Annotated in this window: 21 protein-coding genes; 16 read left to right on the top strand and 5 right to left on the bottom strand. The window is 52.9% G+C overall.

The annotated features are described in order from the left end of the window. Positions 1–109: 109 nt before the first annotated feature. Positions 110–2,563: a glycogen/starch/alpha-glucan family phosphorylase gene (gene glgP, locus FLS37_RS09870; protein ID WP_157669724.1), complete on the top strand. Its 2,454-nt coding sequence runs from the start codon at positions 110–112 to the stop codon at positions 2,561–2,563. 186 nt (positions 2,564–2,749) lie between these two features. After that, entirely contained in the window at positions 2,750–3,301 is a 552-nt protein-coding gene (locus FLS37_RS09865; RefSeq protein ID WP_157669723.1) for an NUDIX domain-containing protein, read from the top strand. An 82-nt stretch (positions 3,302–3,383) separates the two neighbouring features. Here the strand turns inward: FLS37_RS09865 and cysB are convergent, their stop codons facing one another. Further along, positions 3,384–4,328 carry an HTH-type transcriptional regulator CysB gene (gene cysB / locus FLS37_RS09860; protein ID WP_157669722.1) on the bottom strand — a complete coding sequence of 315 codons (945 nt, stop codon included), beginning with the start codon at positions 4,326–4,328 and terminating at the stop codon, positions 3,384–3,386. Between the two features lie 113 nt (positions 4,329–4,441). Here cysB and FLS37_RS09855 point away from each other — a divergent pair, with 113 nt between their 5' ends. From FLS37_RS09855 to ispF, 13 genes are all read left to right on the top strand, one after another. Continuing rightward, positions 4,442–5,227, top strand: coding sequence for a sulfite exporter TauE/SafE family protein (locus tag FLS37_RS09855; RefSeq protein ID WP_157669721.1), 786 nt, complete (start codon positions 4,442–4,444; stop codon positions 5,225–5,227). A 20-nt stretch (positions 5,228–5,247) separates the two neighbouring features. Then, positions 5,248–5,934, top strand: a complete 687-nt coding sequence (locus FLS37_RS09850) for a phosphoadenylyl-sulfate reductase (protein WP_157669720.1) — start codon at positions 5,248–5,250, stop codon at positions 5,932–5,934. Between the two features lie 271 nt (positions 5,935–6,205). Then, a complete protein-coding gene (locus FLS37_RS09845; RefSeq protein ID WP_157669719.1) occupies positions 6,206–7,084 on the top strand; it encodes a BadF/BadG/BcrA/BcrD ATPase family protein in 879 nt (292 codons plus the stop codon). Positions 7,085–7,119: 35 nt separating this feature from the next. Further along, a complete protein-coding gene (locus FLS37_RS09840; RefSeq protein ID WP_198314569.1) occupies positions 7,120–7,860 on the top strand; it encodes a GntR family transcriptional regulator in 741 nt (246 codons plus the stop codon). Between the two features lie 722 nt (positions 7,861–8,582). Continuing rightward, complete coding sequence (locus tag FLS37_RS09835) at positions 8,583–9,830, top strand: ABC transporter substrate-binding protein (protein WP_157669718.1); 1,248 nt, start codon at positions 8,583–8,585, stop codon at positions 9,828–9,830. Positions 9,831–10,215: 385 nt separating this feature from the next. Beyond that, positions 10,216–11,091, top strand: coding sequence for a carbohydrate ABC transporter permease (locus FLS37_RS09830; RefSeq protein ID WP_232522560.1), 876 nt, complete (start codon positions 10,216–10,218; stop codon positions 11,089–11,091). Between the two features lie 24 nt (positions 11,092–11,115). Further along, positions 11,116–12,051 (top strand): carbohydrate ABC transporter permease, encoded by a 936-nt coding sequence (locus tag FLS37_RS09825; RefSeq protein ID WP_157669717.1) that lies wholly within the window; start codon positions 11,116–11,118, stop codon positions 12,049–12,051. A gap of 56 nt (positions 12,052–12,107) precedes the next feature. Continuing rightward, complete coding sequence (locus FLS37_RS09820) at positions 12,108–13,214, top strand: ABC transporter ATP-binding protein (protein ID WP_157669716.1); 1,107 nt, start codon at positions 12,108–12,110, stop codon at positions 13,212–13,214. Between the two features lie 163 nt (positions 13,215–13,377). Next, positions 13,378–14,115: a DNA polymerase III subunit epsilon gene (dnaQ, locus tag FLS37_RS09815; protein WP_157669715.1), complete on the top strand. Its 738-nt coding sequence runs from the start codon at positions 13,378–13,380 to the stop codon at positions 14,113–14,115. Positions 14,116–14,131: 16 nt separating this feature from the next. Beyond that, positions 14,132–14,959, top strand: a complete 828-nt coding sequence (locus FLS37_RS09810) for a hypothetical protein (RefSeq protein WP_157669714.1) — start codon at positions 14,132–14,134, stop codon at positions 14,957–14,959. Then, positions 14,959–15,660: a 2-C-methyl-D-erythritol 4-phosphate cytidylyltransferase gene (gene ispD / locus FLS37_RS09805; RefSeq protein ID WP_157669713.1), complete on the top strand. Its 702-nt coding sequence runs from the start codon at positions 14,959–14,961 to the stop codon at positions 15,658–15,660. The genes FLS37_RS09810 and ispD overlap by 1 nt, the downstream gene beginning before the upstream one ends. An 82-nt stretch (positions 15,661–15,742) precedes the next feature. Then, complete coding sequence (locus FLS37_RS09800) at positions 15,743–16,114, top strand: hypothetical protein (protein ID WP_157669712.1); 372 nt, start codon at positions 15,743–15,745, stop codon at positions 16,112–16,114. A gap of 64 nt (positions 16,115–16,178) precedes the next feature. Next, positions 16,179–16,664, top strand: a complete 486-nt coding sequence (gene ispF / locus FLS37_RS09795; RefSeq protein WP_157669711.1) for a 2-C-methyl-D-erythritol 2,4-cyclodiphosphate synthase — start codon at positions 16,179–16,181, stop codon at positions 16,662–16,664. 59 nt (positions 16,665–16,723) lie between these two features. On the opposite strand, the gene FLS37_RS09790 is transcribed toward ispF, so the two are convergent. Then, positions 16,724–19,453: an HAD-IC family P-type ATPase gene (locus FLS37_RS09790; protein WP_157669710.1), complete on the bottom strand. Its 2,730-nt coding sequence runs from the start codon at positions 19,451–19,453 to the stop codon at positions 16,724–16,726. Positions 19,454–19,578: 125 nt separating this feature from the next. Here FLS37_RS09790 and FLS37_RS09785 point away from each other — a divergent pair, with 125 nt between their 5' ends. Beyond that, positions 19,579–20,385 carry a hypothetical protein gene (locus FLS37_RS09785; RefSeq protein ID WP_157669709.1) on the top strand — a complete coding sequence of 269 codons (807 nt, stop codon included), beginning with the start codon at positions 19,579–19,581 and terminating at the stop codon, positions 20,383–20,385. Here the strand turns inward: FLS37_RS09785 and FLS37_RS09780 are convergent. The 3 genes from FLS37_RS09780 to FLS37_RS09770 form a co-directional block, all read right to left on the bottom strand. Continuing rightward, the gene (locus FLS37_RS09780; protein ID WP_157669708.1) at positions 20,363–21,112 is read right to left on the bottom strand and encodes a UDP-2,3-diacylglucosamine diphosphatase; all 750 of its coding nucleotides are present in this window, start codon (positions 21,110–21,112) and stop codon (positions 20,363–20,365) included. The genes FLS37_RS09785 and FLS37_RS09780 overlap by 23 nt on opposite strands. A gap of 9 nt (positions 21,113–21,121) precedes the next feature. Beyond that, on the bottom strand, positions 21,122–21,361 hold the full coding sequence (locus FLS37_RS09775) for a helix-hairpin-helix domain-containing protein (protein ID WP_157669707.1): 240 nt from the start codon (positions 21,359–21,361) through the stop codon (positions 21,122–21,124). 68 nt (positions 21,362–21,429) lie between these two features. After that, positions 21,430–21,933, bottom strand: coding sequence for a peptidylprolyl isomerase (locus FLS37_RS09770; protein WP_157669706.1), 504 nt, complete (start codon positions 21,931–21,933; stop codon positions 21,430–21,432). Positions 21,934–21,963 lie beyond the last annotated feature (30 nt).

Below are 21,963 nucleotides of genomic sequence, written 5' to 3'. Positions count from 1 at the left end.
CCTTGTACTCGTACTTCTCGCCCGTTTCATCAGCGATGCTCATGATTTAACAATCACGATTTGCTGTGAGTGATCGCCTCAATAGATTTAAAACACTGGAGTGCATTCGATGAGTATGCCGTTTCAATATGATGTAACTGACCATCAGGACGTTCAAGCCATTAAAAAGGCGATTGCCAACAAGCTGATGTACACCATCGGTAAAGACCCGATCGCCGCGCAGCCCAAAGACTGGCTCGACGCGACTTTTCTGACCGTGCGCGACCAGATGGTCGAGCGCTGGATGCAAACCACGCGGGCGCAATATTCGCAGGATGTAAAGCGCGTTTACTACCTCTCGATGGAGTTTCTGATCGGCCGCGCGCTGTCCAATGCCTTGCTTGCGCTGGATATGGAAGACACTGTACGTGCCGCGCTCGATGAGATGGGCATCGATTATGATGATTTGGTGCATATGGAGCCCGATGCGGCGCTTGGTAATGGCGGTTTGGGTCGTTTGGCGGCGTGTTTCCTTGATTCGATGGCCACACTGGGTATTCCTGGTATGGGCTACGGTATCCGCTATCAGTTCGGGATGTTCAAGCAGCGCATTATCGAAGGCCGTCAGGTTGAAGTGCCCGATACCTGGTTGGGCTCGGTGAATATTCTGGACTTTCCGCGCGATGAAGTGTGCTACCGCGTGCGCTTTGGCGGCCGTCTGGAGCACGATGGCAAGAAAGTGCGCTGGATTGATACGCATAACGACGTATTGGCTGTCGCCCACGATGTGATTATTCCTGGCTTTGATACGACCGCAACCAATACGCTGCGCCTGTGGACTGCACGTTCAACGCGTGAAATCAATCTGTCCAAATTTAACGAAGGCGATTATTTCTCTGCAGTGGCCGAGAAAAATGTCTCGGAAAACGTTTCGCGCGTGCTGTATCCGGATGACTCAACCTATAGCGGTAAAGAGCTGCGCCTGCGGCAGGAGTATTTCTTTGTTGCCGCCAGCGTACAGGACATCATCCACCGCCATCATTTGAACCACGATACGCTCGATAATCTGGCCGACAAGGTTGCGATTCACCTGAACGACACGCATCCGGTACTCGCTATTCCCGAATTGATGCGGGTGCTGATGGATGAGGCCAGCTACGAGTGGGAGCAGGCCTGGGCCATTACCCGCAAGGTATTTAGCTATACCAATCACACGCTGATGAGCGAGGCGCTGGAAACCTGGCCAGTGGATATGCTGGGCCACCTCTTGCCGCGTCATTTGAAGATCATTTTTGATATTAACGAAATGTTCCTCAAAGATGTGGTGGCACGCTTCCCGGGCGATCATGATTTGCTGCGCTCGGTCTCTCTGATCGAAGAGCATGGTGACCGCAAAGTGCGGATGGCCTATCTGGCCGTTGTGGCCAGCCACACTGTCAATGGTGTGTCAGCGCTGCATTCGGATCTGATGGTTGAATCGATTTTTGCCGACTTTGCCAAAGTATTCCCGGATCGCTTTACCAATGTGACCAACGGTGTCACACCGCGTCGCTGGCTGGCGCTGGCCAATCCGTCGCTATCGGGACTGATTGATGAAGCCATTGGCCAGACCTGGCGTGTGCGCCTGAATGAATTGGCCGAGCTGAAAGGGTCGGCCGATTTCCCGCAATTTGTGCAGGCATTTCGCGCCGCCAAACGCAGCAACAAGGAAAGGCTGGCCAAGTATGTGGCCCGCAATCTGGGTGGTGTCATCAATCCGGATGCCTTGTTTGACGTGCAGGTGAAGCGCATTCACGAATACAAACGCCAGTTGCTGAATGTTTTGCATGTGATCACGCGTTACAACCGCATTCTGCGCGATCCCGATGCAAAAATTCAGCCGCGCGTGGTGGTGTTTGCCGGTAAAGCCGCCTCGGCCTACAAGATGGCCAAGCTGGTGATCCAGCTGATTAATGATGTCGGCGTCAAAATCAACAATGACCCGCGTGTTGGCGATAAACTCAAAGTGGTGTTCCTGCCTAACTACAGTGTGAGTCTGGCCGAAATTATTATTCCGGCGGCGGATTTGTCCGAGCAGATCTCTACGGCGGGTACCGAAGCATCGGGCACCGGCAATATGAAGTTTGCGCTCAATGGCGCATTGACGATTGGCACGCTAGACGGTGCCAATGTTGAAATGCTCGACGCCGTGGGTGAAGAGAATATCTTTATCTTTGGTAATACCACCGAGCAGGTTAATGCCCTGCGTCGCGACGGCTACAACCCGCGTGCTATTTACGAGAGCAATAGCGAATTGCGCGACGTGCTCAATCAATTGGCGAACGGTTTCTTTAGCCCGAGCGAGCCTGAACGCTATCGCGTGATTTTCGACGTGCTGGTGAACTGGGGTGATCATTATCAGCTGCTGGCCGATTATGAATCCTACGTTGCGACACAGGATAAAGTCGATGCCTTGTACGCCAGGCCGGAAGAATGGGCCAAGAAAGCGATTCTGAATGTTGCCGGTATGGGGCATTTCTCGTCGGATCGCACGATTGCCGAATATGCTGAAAGAATCTGGCATACGACGCCGGTCAAATTGTGAGAGTTAAAGCAAAAGTCCACACACTTCGTTGCCTCGCCTTGCTGTACGACTTGTACTATCTGCGGCTCGGCGTCTTGTGTGAGAACTTTTGCAGGAATAGGTGTGAGGTGTTAGGTGTAAAATCTAGCTACCTTCTAGCCACTGACGGCTACCGATGAGGTAGCCGTTTTTTATTGGGAACACCGAATGTCGACTGAAGATCTCCACCTGTTTGAAGCGCCAGTAAGCAGCCAGCGCGTTTTTGATGGCAATTTATTACATGTGAACCGCGATACGGTGCGCCTGCCCGATGGCGCCGAGGCGACGCGCGAATATATCCTGCATCCCGGCGCGGTGATGATCATTCCGCAATTACCGGATGGCCGCTTGCTGCTGGAACGCCAGTACCGCTATCCGCTGCATCGCGTGTTTATCGAGTTTCCGGCTGGCAAACTCGAAGCGGGGGAAGATCCGCTTGAATGCGCCAAGCGCGAATTGCTCGAAGAAACCGGCTACACCGCGAGTAGCTGGGAATATCTTGGCGTTCTGCACCCCATCATCAGCTACACCGACGAAGAAATTAAACTCTTTCTAGCGCGCGATCTCAGCGCTGGCGAAGCGCAGCTCGATGCCGGTGAGTTTGTTGAGTGCATCAGCATGAGCATCGACGAGATGGTGGCAGGCGTGATCGACGGCTCAATCACCGACGCTAAAACGGTCTGCGGAATTTTCTGGGCGCAGCAGAAGGGTTTGAAGTGATATCGGGGTATATTCCTGTAGCGCTTCTTGAATAAGCTCTACAGGGATATACCCTTGGGTTTGAATTGGCTATCGGTTTGGCTTATTCATAGCCTTCTTCGCCTTCGCACAGCAGTGCGTCCTGCACGACAGCACGCGTCAGGTGCGGAGCAAACAGCGCGATAAAGTCGTAGGCGTAGCCGCGCAAATAGGCATCCTTGCGCATACCGATGTGCGTGGTTGACGCTTCAAACAGGTGCGCGGCGTCGATGGCTGTCAGTGCGGTGTCGCGCTCAGGCTCGTAAGCCATGCCTGCCAGAATACCGATACCCAGCCCCAGCTCGACATAGGTTTTGATGACGTCCGAGTCGATGGCCGTGAGTACGACATTGGGCGTGAGATTTTGCTCTTCAAAGGCGCGGTTGATTTTGGAGCGGCCGGTGAAGGCAAAATCATAGGTAATCAAAGGCCAGGCAGCGATGTCGGCGATGGTGAGCGGGCGGTTCAGCATGGTTAGCGGATGTGCTTTGGGCACAATAATGCAGCGGTTCCAGTCGTAGCAATTGAGCATGGCCAGCTCGGGGTAGTGGTCGATCCCTTCGGTGGCAATGGCCAGATCGGCGCTGCCATCGACGACCATTTCACTGATCTGCATCGGGCTGCCTTGCTTGATCGACAGGCGTACTTTCGGGTAGCGCTGCAAAAAGGACTGAATCACTTTGGGCAGGGCGTAGCGGGCTTGCGTGTGTGTGGTGGCAATGGTCAGACTGCCGTTTTCAACCTGCACAAATTCTTCGCCAATGCGCTTGAGATTTTGCGATTGCATCAGGATGCGCTCGGAAATGCGTAGAATCTCGCGACCCGGCGCGGTAATATCCACAACGCGTTTGCCGTTACGGATAAAAATCTGCACGCCCAGCTCGTCTTCCAGCAGACGGATTTGTTTGGAAATGCCCGGTTGGGATGTATGCAGCTTTTCTGCGGCTTCCGAGACATTCAGCCCCTGTTTGGCGACTTCAACCAGATAACGCAATTGTTGCAGCTTCATCGTTTGCCCTCCCGACATAACCATTGGTTCTAAAATGATAACAGAATAGTATATAGGGCACTATTGCTGCGCGTTATCATTGGGCGCTTAAGAAAAAAGCTTTGGGGTTGGGGATGGATGCAGTCTGGTATGGCTTTGTAATCGCAGGGCTGGTGGTGGGTTTTATTGTCGGCATGACTGGTGTGGGCGGTGGGTCATTGATGACGCCAATTTTGCTGTACTTTGGCATCAACCCGGCCACGGCAGTCGGTACTGACTTGCTGTATGCCGCAATTACCAAGGCCGGTGGCGTGCATGCCCACCAGAAAAACAAGAATATCGACTGGACTATCACCGGCTGGCTGGCCTTGGGTAGCGTACCGGCTGCTGCATTAACGCTGCTGGTGCTGCATAATCTGCATGCCGATACCGAGGCGCTAAACCGGGTGATCAAGCAGGGCCTTGGCTTTGCGCTGCTGTTTACTGCGGTGGCGATTGTGTTTAAAAAGCAGATGATCGCTTTTTCGCAGCGACATGCGGGCGACGCGTTTCATGTGGCTGGCCCACGACTGAATCTGCTGACGGTTTTGACAGGGGTGTTGCTGGGCGCGATTGTGACGCTAACTTCAATTGGCGCTGGCGCTTTGGGTACCGTGGCCTTGTTTGTACTCTATCCGCTGCTGCCAACCAAGCGGTTGGTGGGTACCGAAATTGCGCATGCGGTGCCGCTGACCTTAGTGGCAGGCTTGGGGCATGCCGGAATGGGTAATATGGATTGGGGCTTACTTGGGTATTTGTTGCTGGGCTCTTTGCCTGGTATTTATCTGGGTAGTCATCTGTCAGGGCGGGTGTCGGACACGGTCTTGCGCCCCTGTCTGGCGGTGATGCTGGCGATGATAGGCTGGAAACTGGCTTTTTAAATTGACAATGGATTGTTGCAATGAACTTTGAACAGAAATTAAGCGAATCAATTGCCCTGCTGCAACGCATTGCGGCGGAATATTCGCCTGCAGTATTTGCCAATTCATTTGGCGCCGAAGATATGGTGATTACCCATTTGCTGGCCAAGCACCAGGTGGCGATTGATATTTTCAGTCTGGATACCGGCCGTTTGCCTGCCGAGACTTATACCCTGATGCAGGAAGTGGCCTCAGCTTATCCGTCACATCCGATCCGGGTTTATTTCCCTGATACGGCTGCCGTTGAACAGTATGTCAACCAGAACGGTATCAATGCTTTCTATGATTCGGTTGAGCTGCGCAAATCTTGCTGCCATATCCGCAAAATCGAGCCGTTGCAGCGTGCGCTGAAAGATCGCAAAGCCTGGGTAACCGGTTTGCGCCGCGAGCAGTCGCCAACGCGCACCGATCTGGGCTATCAGGAGTTTGATGCTGGTAATGGCCTGGAGAAATTCAACCCGTTGATTGAGTGGACCGAAAAAGAAGTCTGGGCGTATATCCGTGCCGAGAATATTCCATACAATAAATTGCACGATCAGCATGTGCCATCAATCGGCTGTGCACCCTGTACGCGGCCCATTGCGATGGGTGAGGATATTCGAGCCGGACGCTGGTGGTGGGAAAATCCCGAAAACAAGGAATGCGGTCTGCACGTTAAAAAGATTTAATGTTGCGCAGATTTGGCTAAAAACAAAACGCCCACAGATTTGGGCGTTTTTTTATGCCAGCCAATTGACACTGCTTGCCGGCATCACTAAATTGGTATGCTTGTATGGCTAATTGCATTGGCTATATTGCAGTTGAATTTTCCCGATTTTGTTAGTGTTGCGCCGGTTTTGCGGATGGAGCACGGTGCAACTGGTCTGATTTTTCCAAACCAAATGGGTTTGAGCCCAGAGCGGCCCAGCCTGAATTTAATGCAGTGGAGGGGAGTGAATAATGAGTCAAATCGAGTTTTTGATTGGTGTTGATGGTGGCGGCACGGGTACGCGAGTAACGATTGCAGGCCTGGATGGCGTGGAAAAGGTTCGTGCCGAAGGTGGCCCATCAGCATTGGGCCAAGGCGTGGACAAGGCCTGGACCAATATTACGCTGACGATCCGGGAAGCATTTAAAAAACTGGGTATCGACAAATGCGACTTCAGCAAGTGCGCAGTGGGTTTTGGCTTGTCAGGTGTTACGGTAAAAGCATGGGCGCAGGAATTTGAAAACAAAAACCCCGGCTTTGCCCGCATTATTGTTGAAACCGATGGCTACTCAACGCTGCTGGGCGCGCATAACGGCGCGCATGGAGCCATTATTGCGATTGGTACCGGCTCGATCGGCGAAGCATGGTTACCAAGTGGTGAACGCCTTGAAGTGGGTGGCTGGGGCTTTCCAACCTCAGACGAAGGCTCGGGTGCCTATCTGGGTCTGAAGGCGATTAATCACGTGCAGCGCATTATGGATGGCCGTCGCCCGCTGACCGACTTTGGTCGCAAATTGCTGACGGTAACTGGCGATACGCGCGAGAAAGTTTTTGAATGGATGGGCGCAATGAAGCAGACCGAATGCGCTTCTCTTTCGCCTATCGTGGTTGAGTTTGGTGCTAGCGATGAAGTGGCACGCAGCTTTTTGAACGACGCAGGCCAAGAAATCGTCAATATCGCCGCCGCTTTGCGCTCAACTGCACCGGAATTGCCGATTGCCATTTGCGGTGGCGGCTTGTCCGAAGCGCTGCGCCCTTATATTCCGGCTGATTTTCTGGCCAGCACTGCCCGACCACAAAAAGATTCATGTGCCGGCGCTTTGATTTTGGTCGCGCGTGAATACAAATAAATAAGTAATACATCAAAGCGGGAAGGTGGGGTGGTATGCAAAACCTGAATAAATTGCTGGTCTTAAAACCGGATAATGATAGTGCGACACCGTTGTATCTGCAGTTCGGCCACAAGTTGGCCGCCGCGATTCATGCCGGCTTCTGGAAAGCAGACGATCCCCTTCCTTCCGAGCGTACATTTTGTGAAGTGCTCGGCATTTCGCGGGTGACTGCGCGCAAGGCGCTCGATTTGCTCTTTGATCAGGGGCTCATCCTGCGCCGTCAGGGATCGGGTACCTATATCACGCCCAAGCTTGAGCAGCCGCTCACGCGTTTAACTAACCTGTCCGAGATGCTCAAGCAGCGCGGTTTTCGCCCAGCATCAAAATGGCTTAAGCGCGAAATCATGTTGGCTGGTTCCGAGGAATTGCTGCGCCTGAATCTAAGCCCGAATAGTCGGGTGGCTCATCTGGAGCGTTTGCGCCTGGCTAACGATGTTGTTATGGCGGTTGAGCGAACCTCGCTGCCATACCACTACGTGCCTGAGCCCGAGAAAATCGGCGAGTCTTTGTATGATTTTATGCGTGATGCCAATCTGAGCGTGGTGCGGGCGATCCAGAATATTGGCGCAGTCAATGCTACTCCCGAGCTGGCAGCTTTAACAGGCGTTGAAGTCGGGGCCGCAATGCTGCACCTGACCCGGGTTGGTTATCTGGAGGATGGTGCTGCGGTCGAATTGACCCATTCCTGGTTCAGAAGTGACTACTACGACTTTGTCGTTGAGCTTTATCGTTAAAACAGTGTGAATTTCGTCACCCAAAAGCGTGTTAACTTCGGTTTGCACGCTTTTTTTTCAAAATGTTGCGTTGATGATACAAAAATACACAGAGGATGCTGCATTTTCTGGGGTTATTTTGAAGAGCAAAAACCGTGTTGCTGATCTGGCGGGGTTTGGCCGATTAGGGTTTTTTTGTACTTTCTGTTGGTTGTAAAAAGTAAAAAACAACATTTTTCAGGGTTTGTAGGCTTCTGTTTTTAGCTTATTGCACTGATTTGAAAGGATAAAAAATGTAGATGGCTTCCGTGTTGTGTAGTTTTTGAAAACCATTCGGGTTTTTGCCTACAGATTTTTGATGGAAATGATTTATGGCTTGCCCAGCGCCAAACTTCGCAGCGCTTTTCCGTCTAGCAAAGAGGGGTTTTTTTGACCGAACCGAGGTTCACCCTGCCAATGAATTGCGGTACTCTTGCCGTTATGGTTTCAGACAGCAGATGCTTTACCGCTTGAAATGCAACTGAATGGTTGCCGGTTTCTTGGTGTTGGGCTTCATGCCGCAAATCGATGCATGTTCGAAGTAGTTGTACGCAGATCAGCTGGTTTTGCGTCATTTTGACAACTTGGAAATTCGTGTTGACTCTGAAATTTGTTGTGATTTAAAGTAGTTTTGCAGTTGTAAATCTTGTGTATTTTTCTGCGACCCAGTGTTGCGCGTATTCATGTCCATGTTAGGAGTTGTTATGAACTTTAAGCGTTCTGTTATCGTTGGTGCTACTTTGTTCGCTGCATCAATCATGTCTGCTCAAGCTGCAACTAAAGTTGAGTTCTGGTCTCACTCTTTGGCTCCAACTTACGATGCATACCACAAAGAAGTTGTTGCTAAATTCAACTCTTCACAAAAAGACGTTGAGCTGGTTCATAAAGATCTCGGCTGGGGCGCAATGAAGCCAGCTATCGTTGCTGCTGTTGCTGAAGGTAACGTTCCAGGCTTGGCACTGGTTCCAACTAACTGGATGGTTGAAATGGCTCCTAAGCTGTTGACTCCAGTTGACAGCATCATCAACAAAGCTCAATTCACTGGCGCAGCTTTGGCTAATGCAACTACTGACGGCAAACTGTACGGTTTCCCTTCATACCAAGTTACTGCTGTAATGGTTTACAACAAAGATTTGTTGGCTAAATCTGGCGTTAAACCAGACTTCAAATCTCTGGACGACGTATTTGCTGCAGCTAAGAAAATCCACGCAGCTACTGGCAAACCAGGCTGGGCTCCTAAATTGCAAGACGGCTTCACTGGCTGGTTCATGTTCGAAGGTCTGCCAGTTATCCAGAACGGCAAAGCTGTTTACAACAGCCCTAAACACGTAGCTCTGGTACAAAAATTTGCTGATGCTTACAAAGCGGGCACAATCGTTAAAGACACTAACCTGACTTTCGACGAACAAATCGCTATGTTTGCTAACGGCGGCGTAGGCATGTTCGCTGAAGGCGGCCACGCAGTTAAGAAAATTAAAGATGCTAACCCAGCTGCTTACAAAGCTGCTGACGTTACTACCTTCCCATTGGGCGACAACGGCAAATTGGCATTCGGCGGCTGGACTACTATGTACGTAGTTCCAAAAGGCCAGAAAGACATGAAATCTGTAGGCGTTGCTGGTAACTTCATTACTGGTGAGTGGGCTCAAGAGCAGTTCGCTAAAGCTTCTTACACATTTGCTTCTACTAAGACCGCAAATGCTGCAGCTTCTAAAGATCCATCTTTGAATGACATGACTGATCCAGGCAAGAAAGCATTCAAAATGGGTGGTCTGGTTATCGACAAAACTCGTCACCTGTTCCTGAAAGACTTGCCAGGTAATGTTGATGAAGGCGCATTGTCTAAAGCAATGGACGCTAAAATCGAAGCTGCTCTGCAAGGTCGTATTTCTGTGAAACAAGCGTTGGACGAAGCTGTTGCTGATTCTAACAAGCGTCTTTCTGCTAAATAATATTAGCTAGCAAGATTGAGGCGGTAAGTGCTTAATTGCACTTACCGCTTTTTGTTTTTATTCTCGGATAATTCAAATTAATTGCCGCTGCCATTTGCACCATTTTTGGGAATGTTGATGATCGGGTTATTAATTAGATTTGTCTAATGTTTTGCTTTCTTGTGTCAGAGCTTTGTTATTGTGTAAGTCATTAGTTTGCAGGCCATTTCGGCTGATATGTTGAACTGATTCGCCGCAAAAGACGCAAGCAAATATGTGATTTTTGGATGGCCTCGGTTATAATGCCAGCACTGTAAATGCGGCTGTTTTTGGTTAATATCAAGTCACAAACGCTGTGTATTGAGTTATTATCTATCCTGTCTGTAACGCACCGAAGAGTCGAAACGTGAAAAACTCCAACTTTATGGCCTATTTCTTCTTGGCCCCCGCCTTGATCCTGATGGGTGTTTTTGTATTTTGGCCCGTGGGCTTCAACACCTATTTGGCTTTCAATCATTATGAAATCGCAGGGGGTGCTGTCGAGTGGAATAACTTCGAGAACTTCAAACGAATCTGGGAAGAAGATTTATTCCATCAGGCCGTTAAAAACTCTTTATTCTTCTTGCTCGTTGTGCCTGCGATCCAGCTTGGTTCTTTGCTGATTGCTAAACTGGTCAATAACAAAATGCCGGGCATGACTTTCTTCCGTGCGGTTTACTACATTCCAGTTATTACTGCCATTTCGATTGCTGGTATTGTTTGGCAGTTCGTTTTCAAATATGACGGTATGCTCAATTCATTTCTAACAGAAATTGTGCATTTCCTGCATATTTATCCTAAGGAACAACTGGTTGATATCGACTGGCTGGGCGATCCTGACATTGCCATGTACTCAATCATGATCTTCACGCTCTGGAAAGGTCTGGGTTACTACATGGTTCTTTACCTCGCAGGCCTGCAAGCAATTCCTGCCGAAGTAGAAGAAGCTGCGATTCTGGATGGTGCAAATGCCTGGGATCGTTTCTGGAAGATCACGATTCCAATGGTTAAACCAACCATCTTGCTGTGTACGATGCTGTCAACAATTGGTGCGTTGAAAGTGTTCCTTGAAGTGCTGGTGCTGACTGATGGCAAGGCTGAGACTTACACTGCCTTGTATTATGTTTACGATCAAGCCTTCCGTAACTATGACTTTGGTGTTGCGGCAGCAGCTGGTTTGGTGGTGACATTCTTCTGCATGATCTTGGCAGCCATCCAATTCCGCTTCTTCGGCGAAAAATAATCAGCCTTCTGGGAGAAAAATAGCATGTTTAAAAGTAAGGAATTGAATCGGATTTTTAGCGTGGTGCTCCAATATGCCAGCTTGTCGGCGTTTGGTCTGTTCACCATGTTTCCGTTGTTGTGGGCTTTGTCGTTCGGTCTGTCAAGCGATGGCTCTTATGCTTACCTGTTTCCGGACAGCTTCTTGCCGCACGTTGCGGATGAAGCCGGTGGCTACGGCATTGGTGCTACGCTGGTCTGGTTTGAGCGAGTTTTCGTAGAAATTCCGTTTTCGGTTTATTTCAAAAACTCGGTCATTATCACCACGCTGGCTGTTGTCGGCACGGTAGTGATTTCTGTTCTGGCTGCATATCCACTATCACGGATGCGTTTCTTTGGTCGCAACTTTATTTTCGTTGCGATTATTGCAACGCTGATGCTGCCCCAGGAAACCGCGCTGGTACCTAACTACATCACGATTGTGAAACTGGGTAACTTTGCTGACTGGTTGCAACTGACGCTGACGGGTAGTGATGCCGCCACCTGGAAAAAACTGATTGGTATGAACAGCTACCTGGGTGTGGTATTGCCAGGTGTGGCGGGTGCCTTCGGTATCTTCCTGATGAAACAGGCTTTTGAAGCGGTACCACAAGATCTGATCGATGCAGCCCGTGTAGACGGTGCGACCGAAATGCAAATTCTGTGGCGCGTGATGTTGCCAGTAACGACGCCTTCTATTGCAGCTTTGGCGATCTTTACCCTGGTGAATCAGTGGAACGAATACATCTGGTCTTCAATTGTGATGCGTGCCAAAGACATGCAACCGTTGGCAGTGGGTGTATTTAACGATTTGACTGGCCCGCTGTCTGGTTCGCAAAACACTTTGATGGCTGCGATTGTGTTGACGGTTATTCCTGTACTGATCTTCTTCGCCTTCACTCAGCGCTACTTTATCTCCGGCATGGATGGTGCTGTTAAATAAAATGCCCGTGCATTGGCGCTTTACAAAATACCCAATTCAGAATTAAGGAAATCAAAATGGCTAGCGTAACTCTAAAAAATATCAAAAAGAACTACACCAAAGACGTATGCGTCATCAAAGGTGCGGATCTAGAAATTAAAGATGGTGAATTCGTTGTATTCGTAGGCCCATCAGGCTGCGGTAAATCAACCATGATGCGGATGATTGCGGGTCTGGAAGAAATCACCTCGGGTGAGTTGTACATCGGCGACACGCTGTCGAATGATATTCACGCGTCAAAACGTGGTATTGCGATGGTGTTTCAGTCTTACGCCCTGTACCCGCACATGACTGTGTACGATAACATGGCCTTTGCCTTGAAACTGGCGGGTACACCCAAAGCCGAAATCGATCAGCGCGTGAAAAAAGCCGCTGAAATTCTGCAAATGACGCACTTGCTTGAGCGTAAGCCAAAGGCTTTGTCAGGTGGTCAGCGTCAGCGTGTAGCGATTGGTCGCTCTATCGTACGTAATCCAAAAGTCTTCTTGTTCGACGAGCCATTGTCTAACTTGGACGCATCATTGCGTATGAATATGCGCGTTGAGTTGTCTAAATTGCACCAAGAATTGAAAACCACCATGCTGTACGTAACGCACGATCAGGTTGAGGCGATGACCTTGGCTGACCGTATCGTGGTATTCAATGCTGGTGTGATTCAGCAGGTTGGCACGCCGCTGGAAATGTACGAAAACCCGTCGAACTTGTTCGTTGCTGGTTTCTTGGGCTCACCAAAAATGAATATTTTTGAAGCGCAAGTTGTTGGCGTTGAGCAAAGCGCCGCGGTTGTTCGCTTGCCAAAAGGCATTAGCGTTCGTGCTGCCGTGAATGCATCAACGGCTAAAGTGGGCGATAAAGTGACTCTGGGTATTCGTCCGGAACACATCCAGTTGTGCGAAGAAAACGATCCGGAAGGCATCCCGGCGCGTGTTGATCTGACCGAACACCTGGGTGATATCGTTCTGGCTTATGTTGAAATCCCTGGCATCAACGAAATCATTTGTGCCAAATTGCCATCGAATATGACTGGCCTGAAATACGGCGATTCAGTACGCATCAAATTCCCGGAAAAACACAGCATGCTGTTTGACGCTGAAGGTCTGGCATTCAAACGCGTACGCAGCTAATTACCGCTGTGTGTTGCAAAAACCCGCACTTCTGTTGAAGGCGGGTTTTTTTATGGCTGCGCAATCTATGCGCTGCCGGCATGCAGAGCCACTGCAGTATGAAACCGTGTCGGGTAGGGCCTGATCCATTACAATACCCTTCATTAAATTGAGCAGATCGGCTATGGGTAATAGACAAATTTTCCTCGACACAGAAACTACAGGTTTGCGCGTCGAAGACGGCAACCGCATTCTGGAGATTGCTGCGGTTGAAATGATAGACCGCAAGCTATCCGCCCCAGATCGCCATTTGCACCGCTATATCAATCCGGGGCGCGATTCGGAAGAGGGCGCGCTGAATGTCCACGGCCTGACCACACAGTTTCTGGCGGACAAGCCCAAATTTGCCGCCATCGTCGATGAGTTTCTGGAGTTTGTCCGTGGTAGCGAGCTGATTATTCATAATGCGCCGTTTGACGTCGGCTATCTGAATATGGAGCTAGGCAAGCTCGGGCGCGGCAAAATCGAAGATTACGTCGAAAGCGTGACCGACACGCTGAAAATGGCCAAAGATTTGTGGCCAGGCAAGCGCAATAGCTTGGACGCGCTGTGTGATCGCTACGAAGTCGATCGCTCTGGCCGTACTTTGCACGGCGCCTTGATCGACTGCGAATTGCTCGCCGAAGTCTATATGGCGATGACGCGCGGGCAGGACAGCCTGCTGATCGACTTTGCGCCCACGCAGGAAGAAGCCGCCGCCGATGCTGCCCGCCGCAGCTTGCGCGCGCCACTGATTCGTACCCAGCCTAGCGCTGAAGATTTGGCGCTGCACCACGCCTATCTGGATGAACTCGATAAAATTAATAAAGCCGATTGTCTGTGGCGCACCCTAGAACCGAAACCCGCCGCACCTGAGGCTTAACATCATGAGTGTTTGCATGAATACCACCGAATTAAAGGCCGCCGCCCACGCCGCTTGGGAAGAGGGCGAGCTGGCAAAGGCCGAGCAACATTTTCTGGCCGCCTTGGCGCTCGACGAGCAAGACGCGCAAACGCATTACGATTTGGCGCTGCTGTATAAACACAGCGAACCGAGCAATTGGGTCAAAGCCCAGCAACACAATGCGCGCGCACTCGAAATCAAACCCGACGACGAAGCCGCGTGGTGGAATCTAGGCATCGCCGCCACCGCCAAGCAAGATTGGGCCAGTGCCGCACAGGCTTGGGCCAAGTTTGGGCATCACTACAGCGCCGACGAATTAGCGGGTTTGCAATCTGGCACTGAACGCATAGCCATCCGCATCCGCGTTGGCAAGCATCAGGAAGTGATTTTTGGCCAACGCATCGACCCGGCGCGCGCGCTGGTATCGGGCGTGCCGTTGCCCGATCTGGAAATCGGCCACGGCGATATTCTGCTGCTCGACGGCGTGCCGCGTGGCGCGCGTGAAGTTGACGGCGTGAGCTACCCCGTTTACGAAGTGCTCGAACGCATCTATCAACATACCGCAGCCACGTATGTGATTGAAGCCGAAGTGCCGGATGAGGCTGCGCAAGATACCCTGTTTAAAGTAGCGGCAGAGGCCAATCTGCCCGTCGCTGACTTTGACTTCAACGTCGCCAGCGAAGCACCGAAATGGCTGGTGGTACGCCAATACGGCGTCGCCGCAATCGAAGATCAACCCGTCGCCGATTTGATCGCCGCCTGGCTCACCGCGCGCAGCGATGTGATTATTCGCGATGTGTACGTGGCGTATCCGGAAGAGTAATGAAAAAGATCGCCCTCGTTCCCGCCGCCGGTAGCGGCAGCCGCATGGCCAGCGCCACGCCGAAACAATACCTCGACCTGCTTGGCCAGCCGCTGATCGCGCATACGCTGCGCGCGCTGCTCCGCGCGGCGCAAATTGATCAGGTCGTCGTGGTGATTTCGCCCGAAGACGAATGGTGGGGTAGCTATGATTGGGCGGCTTTGCTCGGCGGTCTGGAGCGCCTGCTGGTGCTGCGCGTCGGCGGCGCGAGCCGTGCCGAATCGGTGATGAATGGCTTGGCCGCGATCGATGCAGCGGATGAGAGCTGGGTGCTGGTGCACGACGCCGCACGGCCATGCCTGACGAGTGCGCAAGTCGATGGCATGATTACCGAGCTGGAGTATGACGCTGTAGGAGGTATTCTGGCTGTGCCAGTGGCAGATACCCTGAAGATTGCTGCGGCAGAACAACGTATTGCTCGCACGACGCCGCGCGATGGCCTATGGCAAGCGCAAACCCCACAAATGTTCCGCCGTGGCGAACTCCTTGCCGCGCTGCAAGACGCCTTGCCCGACCATGTTGCCGATATTACCGATGAAGCCAGCGCGCTCGAACGCCTCGGTAAATCACCCAAACTCGTCATGGGCAGCCCGTGGAATTTGAAAGTGACTTATCCGCAGGATTTGGCGTTGGCGGGTTTATTGTTGCAACGCGATCTATAAATGGGCTGGAGTGTGGTTTGCGAACTTCGCTCATTCCACGCTTGTACGCAATTATTTGCACTTATTTAAAATTGGAATATTTATGAAATTTACTTTCACTTTATTTCTTGTATTTATTTCGACGTTTGCGATTGCCAATGACTACCAGGCAGTTAAAAGCCTAACTTTATTTGAGTCTGCTCGCGTTGAAGCTAAAGCATGCGCTCGTGAAGGGGACTTTAAGCAAATCGCCGCCAAATATGCCAATCAATATCATTCGGCAATCGATGCTGTAAAAAAAGAGGGTGATGAAAAGTTAGGTGTAGGTAAAGGAAGTGAATATTTATTGGCAGTCGTCAATAAAGTGGAACAGGATGTAGCAAAAGACCATCTGCCTTTTGTGCAGGCTAACAAAACCAAAATTTGTTCGGATTTGAATTCCCGCTTAGTATCTATTTTGAATAGAATGAAATAAATAGTAGGGTTGAATAATTTAACAATTGGCCGAGTTAAGCATATTTAAATTCAAGGACATGAAGATGGGTTTACCTTTCCGTATCGGCCAAGGCTGGGATGTGCACCGTATGGTGCTGGAACGCCCGTTAATTCTGGGCGGGGTTCATATACCCTATGAAAAAGGCTTGCTCGGCCATTCGGATGCTGATGCTTTGCTGCATGCGATTACCGATGCGATTTTGGGCGGCGCAGGCTTGGGCGATATTGGCCGGCATTTTCCTGATACTGCGGTCGAGTTCAAGGGCGCCGATAGCCGCGTGCTGCTGCGCGAGGCGGTGGATCGAGTGCGGATTGCCGGTTGGCGCGTGGGCAATATTGATGCGTCGATTTTGATTCAGCAGCCGAAAATGGCGCCGCATATTCCGGCCATGGTCGCCAATATTGCCGCTGATTTGGGAATTGACCCGAGCTGCGTCAATGTTAAAGCCAAGACTTACGAAAAGCTTGGCCCGGTGGGCGAGGGCGATGCGGTTGAAGCGCAAGCGGTGGCTCTGCTCTTACCTGTATAAAATACCATGGGTGGTATGGTGTTGTAGCTATTATACAGTCTGATCTATAGCCCTATACCCTATGCTCTGCAGCAGAGCCGAAACAGCCATTTTCGGCCTTCTTCTAGTAGCCAAATGCTGGACGCAACGGCGATGCAGATTGGCCAGTCGCTCCACGCCATGCCGTGGGTATGAAACAGGCTTTGCGCAATCGGCCAATGCACGGCGATGATTTGCAGGCTAAGTACCGCCAAGAGCGACATCCACAGCATGCGGTTGGTGAAAAAATGGCCGTTGAACGCGCTGTGGCGCTCGTTGCGGGCGTTAAACACATTAAAAAACTGAAACAGCACAAAGGTCGTGAACGCCATCGTTGCCGCGCGCTCGGGGCTGCCGTGCTGTAATTCCCACGCCAACACACCGAGTGTGCCAACCATCATCGTTGCGCCGTAGGCCAAAATTCGGCTCAGCCGTGGCGCGGTCAGCACTGCTTCGGATTGGCTGCGCGGCGCTTGCGCCATAATGTCGTCGCGCGCCGGGTCGAGCGCGAGCGAAATCGCTGGCGGGCCATCCATAATGATGGCGATCCATAAAATCTGGATCGGCGTAAAAGGCGCGGGCAAGCCCAGCAATGGGGCGACAAACACCGTGAGCACCGCGCCAATGGTGGTTGAGAGCTGAAAGCGCACAAATTTCAGGATGTTTTCATACAGCGTGCGCCCCTGATGAATGGCGCTGACGATGGTGGCGAAATTGTCGTCAGTGAGCACCATGGTGGCGGCTTCCTTGGCGACCGCGCTGCCGTTTTTACCCATGGCAATGCCGATGTCGGCAGTTTTGAGCGCTGGAGCATCATTCACCCCATCGCCCGTCATCGCCACAACATGCGCCTTGGCTTGCAGTGCGGCGACGATTTTTACCTTGTGTGCGGGCGAGACGCGGGCAAAGACGGCGATCTCGTCAACTTTGGCCGCCAGCTCCGCGTCGCTCATGCTGTCCAGCTCGGCGCCGGTGATGCAGTGCCCCGTCAGCCCAAGCTGATTGGCGATGGCCTGCCCCGTGGTTTGATGATCGCCGGTGATCATTTTGACGGCAATGCCTGCCTGCTTGCAGTGCGCAATGGCGCGGCCAGCCTCCTGACGCGGTGGATCCTGCAGGCCGATCAGGCCGAGCAAAGTGAGATGTTGCACGTGCGCCATCTGCGCGGCCTGTTCATCGTGCCGCTCATCGCGCCGCTCACCCTGCTGCGCAAACTTCGCAGATTGGTCTGGCGTGAGCTGGCGGTAGGCAATCAGCAAACCGCGCAAGCCTTGAGCAGCCAATTGTTGATAATGCTGCAGCGCCGCTTCGCGTCCGGCCTGATCCATCTGCTGCACCCGATCGGCCAGCTGGATGTGGCTGCACAAGTTGAGCAGTACATCGGGTGCGCCTTTCACGTAGAGCAGTATGCCCCCGGCGTCGGCATGAAAGGTCGCCATGTATTTGTGTCTGCTGTCAAACGGCACCTCGGCCAGCCGCACCGGGCTGGCGATGGGCGCGGACAGCTTGCCCGCCAGCACGCGCAAGGCCGCTTCCATCGGGTCGCCAATCACTTGTTCGCCATTCAGATGGCTGTCGTTGCAGGCGGTGAGCGCGCTGCTCAGCGTGGAAAAGTCCGGCAGCGGAGCGGCGTCTAGCGCGGTGACTTCGCCTGCGGGCTGATAGCCCTGGCCGCTAATCGCAAAATGGCGTTGCTGATACCACAGCGTGCGGGCGGTCATCTGGTTTAGCGTCAGCGTGCCGGTTTTGTCCGAACAGATCACCGTGGTGCAGCCCAGCGTTTCCACGCTGGCCAGCCGTTTTACAATCGCGTGCTGTTTGGCCATTTTGTGCATACCCAGCGCCAGCGTCACCGTGACGACCACCGGTAAACCTTCAGGAATGGCCGCGACGCCCAGTGCGATGGCATTGATGACGATATGCGCCAGTTGCTCACCGCGCAGCCATTCGAGCACCGCCAGCATGCCCACCAGCACAATGGCGATCAGGCCGAGTTTTTTCCCCAGCCGGTCGAGCTGCTCCTGCAGCGGGGTGGGCGCTTCCCGGCTATTGGCCAGCGCGAGCGAAATCTGCCCCATTTCGCTCGCCAGCCCGGTGGCACTGACGATGATTTCGGCTCGGCCGCGCGTGAGCAGTGTGTTCATGTAGGCCATATTGTGCCGCTCGGCCAGCGTAGTGTTCTGGCTGAGCGCCGCGCCAGCGTCTTTGCGCGTCGGGATCGATTCGCCGGTGAGCGTTGATTCGTCAATTTCCAGCCCGGCCGCGACGATAATCCGCCCATCGGCGGGGACGCGATCACCGGCTTCCAGTAGCACAATATCGCCGGGCACCAGCTCGCTGGCATCGACGTTGCAGCGCAAGCCCTCCCGTCGCACGCAAGCTTGCGGCGGCAGCATGGCTTTGAGCGCCGACAGGCTTTGTTCAGCGCGATATTCCTGATAAAAGCTCACCAGTGCATTAATCAGCACCACGGTCAGAATAACAGCGGCGTCTTTCAGATTGCCGATCAGCGCCGAGAGCAGCGCTGCGCCAAGTAGCACTAGAATCAGTGTGCTGCGAAACTGGCTGATCAGCACTCGCCAGCGGCTGCGGATGGCCGTTTGTGGCAGGGTATTGTCGCCAAATACGCTGCGCTGCTGCCGTACTGCGGCGGCATCGAGCCCTTGCGCGGGCGTAACGCCCAATCGCGTGCTAATCTCCTCGACATCCAGCGCGTGGGTGTGGCTGAGTGCGGGCGTGGGTGAAGATGCTGGTGCGGATTGAATGGGCATGATGAGCATAGAGCCAAAGCGCTGATTATCCAGTCTAGCCCCCGGCGGCGCTTTGGGCTGCTTAATCTGCGAGACAGACGGGCGTGCGGTAATGATGTTGCCGATCAACTGATTGGGGTATGTTTATGAATGGCAAACTGATTATTGGCTGTATGGCAATACTCATGCTGGGTATGTCAATGACATTGCGCGCCGAATATGTCGAGACCTTTACGCCCCGGCACCAGCTGGCGACGCAGCTGGCTGCGGCCTTGCAGGATGCTTTTCCGGCTGCGGCGGTGCGCTCGTTTTCCGGCCAGATTATTGTCACCGCGCCCGACGAAGCCAGCTACCGGAAAATTCGAGCGCTGGCCGCGCAGCTGGATCAGCCGGTGCGCAGTTTGACGATTACCGTCGAGCAGCGCTCGCTGGCCGAGCGGCAAGTGCAGGCACTCGATGCACAAGGCCGGGTGGTGATTGGTGCTCAGGGAAGCGAGGCCCGGCTTGATCTCGGGCTGGAGCAGCAACAGGGCCGCAGCACGGCAGTCAGCCAGCAGACTTTGCGCACGCTCGATGGCGGTACGGCGATGATTATGCTGGGGCAGCAGCGCTTTGTGCCGCAACTGAGCTTTATTCACCGCCCGGCTTACCAGATACGCCAATACGGCGGTGTCTGGCAGGTGGCGGGCAGCGGGTATTATGTTGCCCCGGCCCTATTGGGCGATCAGCGTATCAGCCTGAAAATTGCCCCGCAGGCCAGCAGCTTGCAGCGCGATGGCCGCGTTAATGTGCATGAGGTGTATAGCGAAGTGGAAGGCCGGCTGGGCGAATGGCTGCCCATTGGCGAGACTCAGGCCGAAAGCTCCAGTGATCGGCGCCGCTTGGCCGGGGTTGATCAGCGCGCCAGCCTGACGCGCTATAGCGTCTGGGTTAAGGTTGAACTGGCGCAGTAAGCGGCTGGCCATCGAGCCGATGTAGGCTGAGCCTAGCGCCATCCAGCAGCAGATAGCCGCCTTGCCCCTGATGCCAGTCGGGTAATACATAGCGCGTACCTGATGGGTATATGTGTACAGCTGGCTTGTGCGTATGGCCGTGGATCAATACCTGGCAGGTGCATTTTTGCATTGCGGCTTCAATGGCTACATCGTTCACATCCATGATCATCATGGCTTTGTGCCGGTTCATGGCTTGCGATTTTTGCCGCAATTTGGCCGCTTCGCGGTCGCGCATCCGGCGTGGCAGATGCAGCCAGATCCATTGCACTAGCCGGTTGCGCGCCAGCTTGCGATAGCGCTGATAGGCCAGATCGTCGGTGCAATACGCATCGCCATGCGCCAGCAGCAGCGCTTGCCCGGCAGGGTTGATCACGCTCGGGTCGGCAATGATGCGCAGGCGCGCCTCACGGGCAAAGCGCTGGCCGGGCAGAAAATCCCGGTTGCCCGCCATAAAGTACAGTGCCACGCCGCTGTCGGCCAGTTGCGCCAGCTCGCGCGCTATCCCGCTATAAAAGTCGTCGTCCAGCTGATCGTCGCCCAGCCAGTATTCAAACAGATCGCCCAGAATATACAGTGCTTGCGCCTGCTTGGCGGTGTGCGCCAGAAAATGCCGAAAAGCCGCCACGGTGGCCGGGTCGGCGGGGGATAAGTGCAAGTCGGAAATAAATAGTGTGCGTGCAGACATGAAACACTTCTAGGGTGTAGTGCGCTGTGCCAGTTCAATCGCCGCTTGAATGGCTTTGCGAGCTTGCGGGCTATTTTTCCAGCAATTGCTGCCGAGCATGGCCGCAGCGTGCGCAACAAGATCAGCACAGTGTTGCTGGCTCAGCGTGGCCAGGGAGTCAATTCCCATCTGTTCCAAACGGGTGATCACTGTGGGGCCAACGCCTTTGAGTTGCAGCAAGGTGTGGCGTTCTGTCGCAGAAAAAGCCATGGCCAACTCCGTCAGAAAACAACAAGGCGCAGAATACTGCGCCTTGTTGGGATGTCGCTTCAGGGTAATTAAGCCAGCACTTCGGCTTTGACGATGATCACGTCTTCTTTGGGGACGTCCTGATGAAAGCCATTACTGCCGGTTTTGACTTTCTCGATGGCATCCACCACGTCCTGACCTTCCACTACCGCGCCAAATACCGCGTAGCCCCAGCCTTGTGCTGTTTTGCTGCGGAAATTCAGAAAGTCGTTGTCGGCGGCATTGATAAAGAACTGCGCCGAAGCCGAGTGTGGATCAGGCGTGCGCGCCATGGCGATGGTGTAAATATCGTTTTTCAGGCCATTGTCCGCTTCGTTCTGGATGCTGGCGCGGCCGTCTTTTTTCTCTTTCATGCCCGGTGCAAAACCGCCGCCCTGAATCATGAAGCCATCAATCACGCGGTGGAAAATCGTGCCATCGTAGTGGCCGTCGTTCACGTATTGCAGAAAGTTGGCCACGGTAATCGGCGCTTTTTCAGCGTTCAATTCCAGAACGATATCGCCTTTGCTGGTGCTCAGTTTTACTTTGCTCATCAGAGTCTCTCCTGTCGGTATGAAGATGGA

It is taken from the genome of Chitinibacter sp. GC72 (assembly GCF_009760905.1).
Classification (GTDB): Bacteria; Pseudomonadota; Gammaproteobacteria; order Burkholderiales; family Chitinibacteraceae; genus Chitinibacter.
Note: the sequence above shows the minus strand (reverse complement) of the source record. Positions and strands in the feature narration are given on the sequence as shown.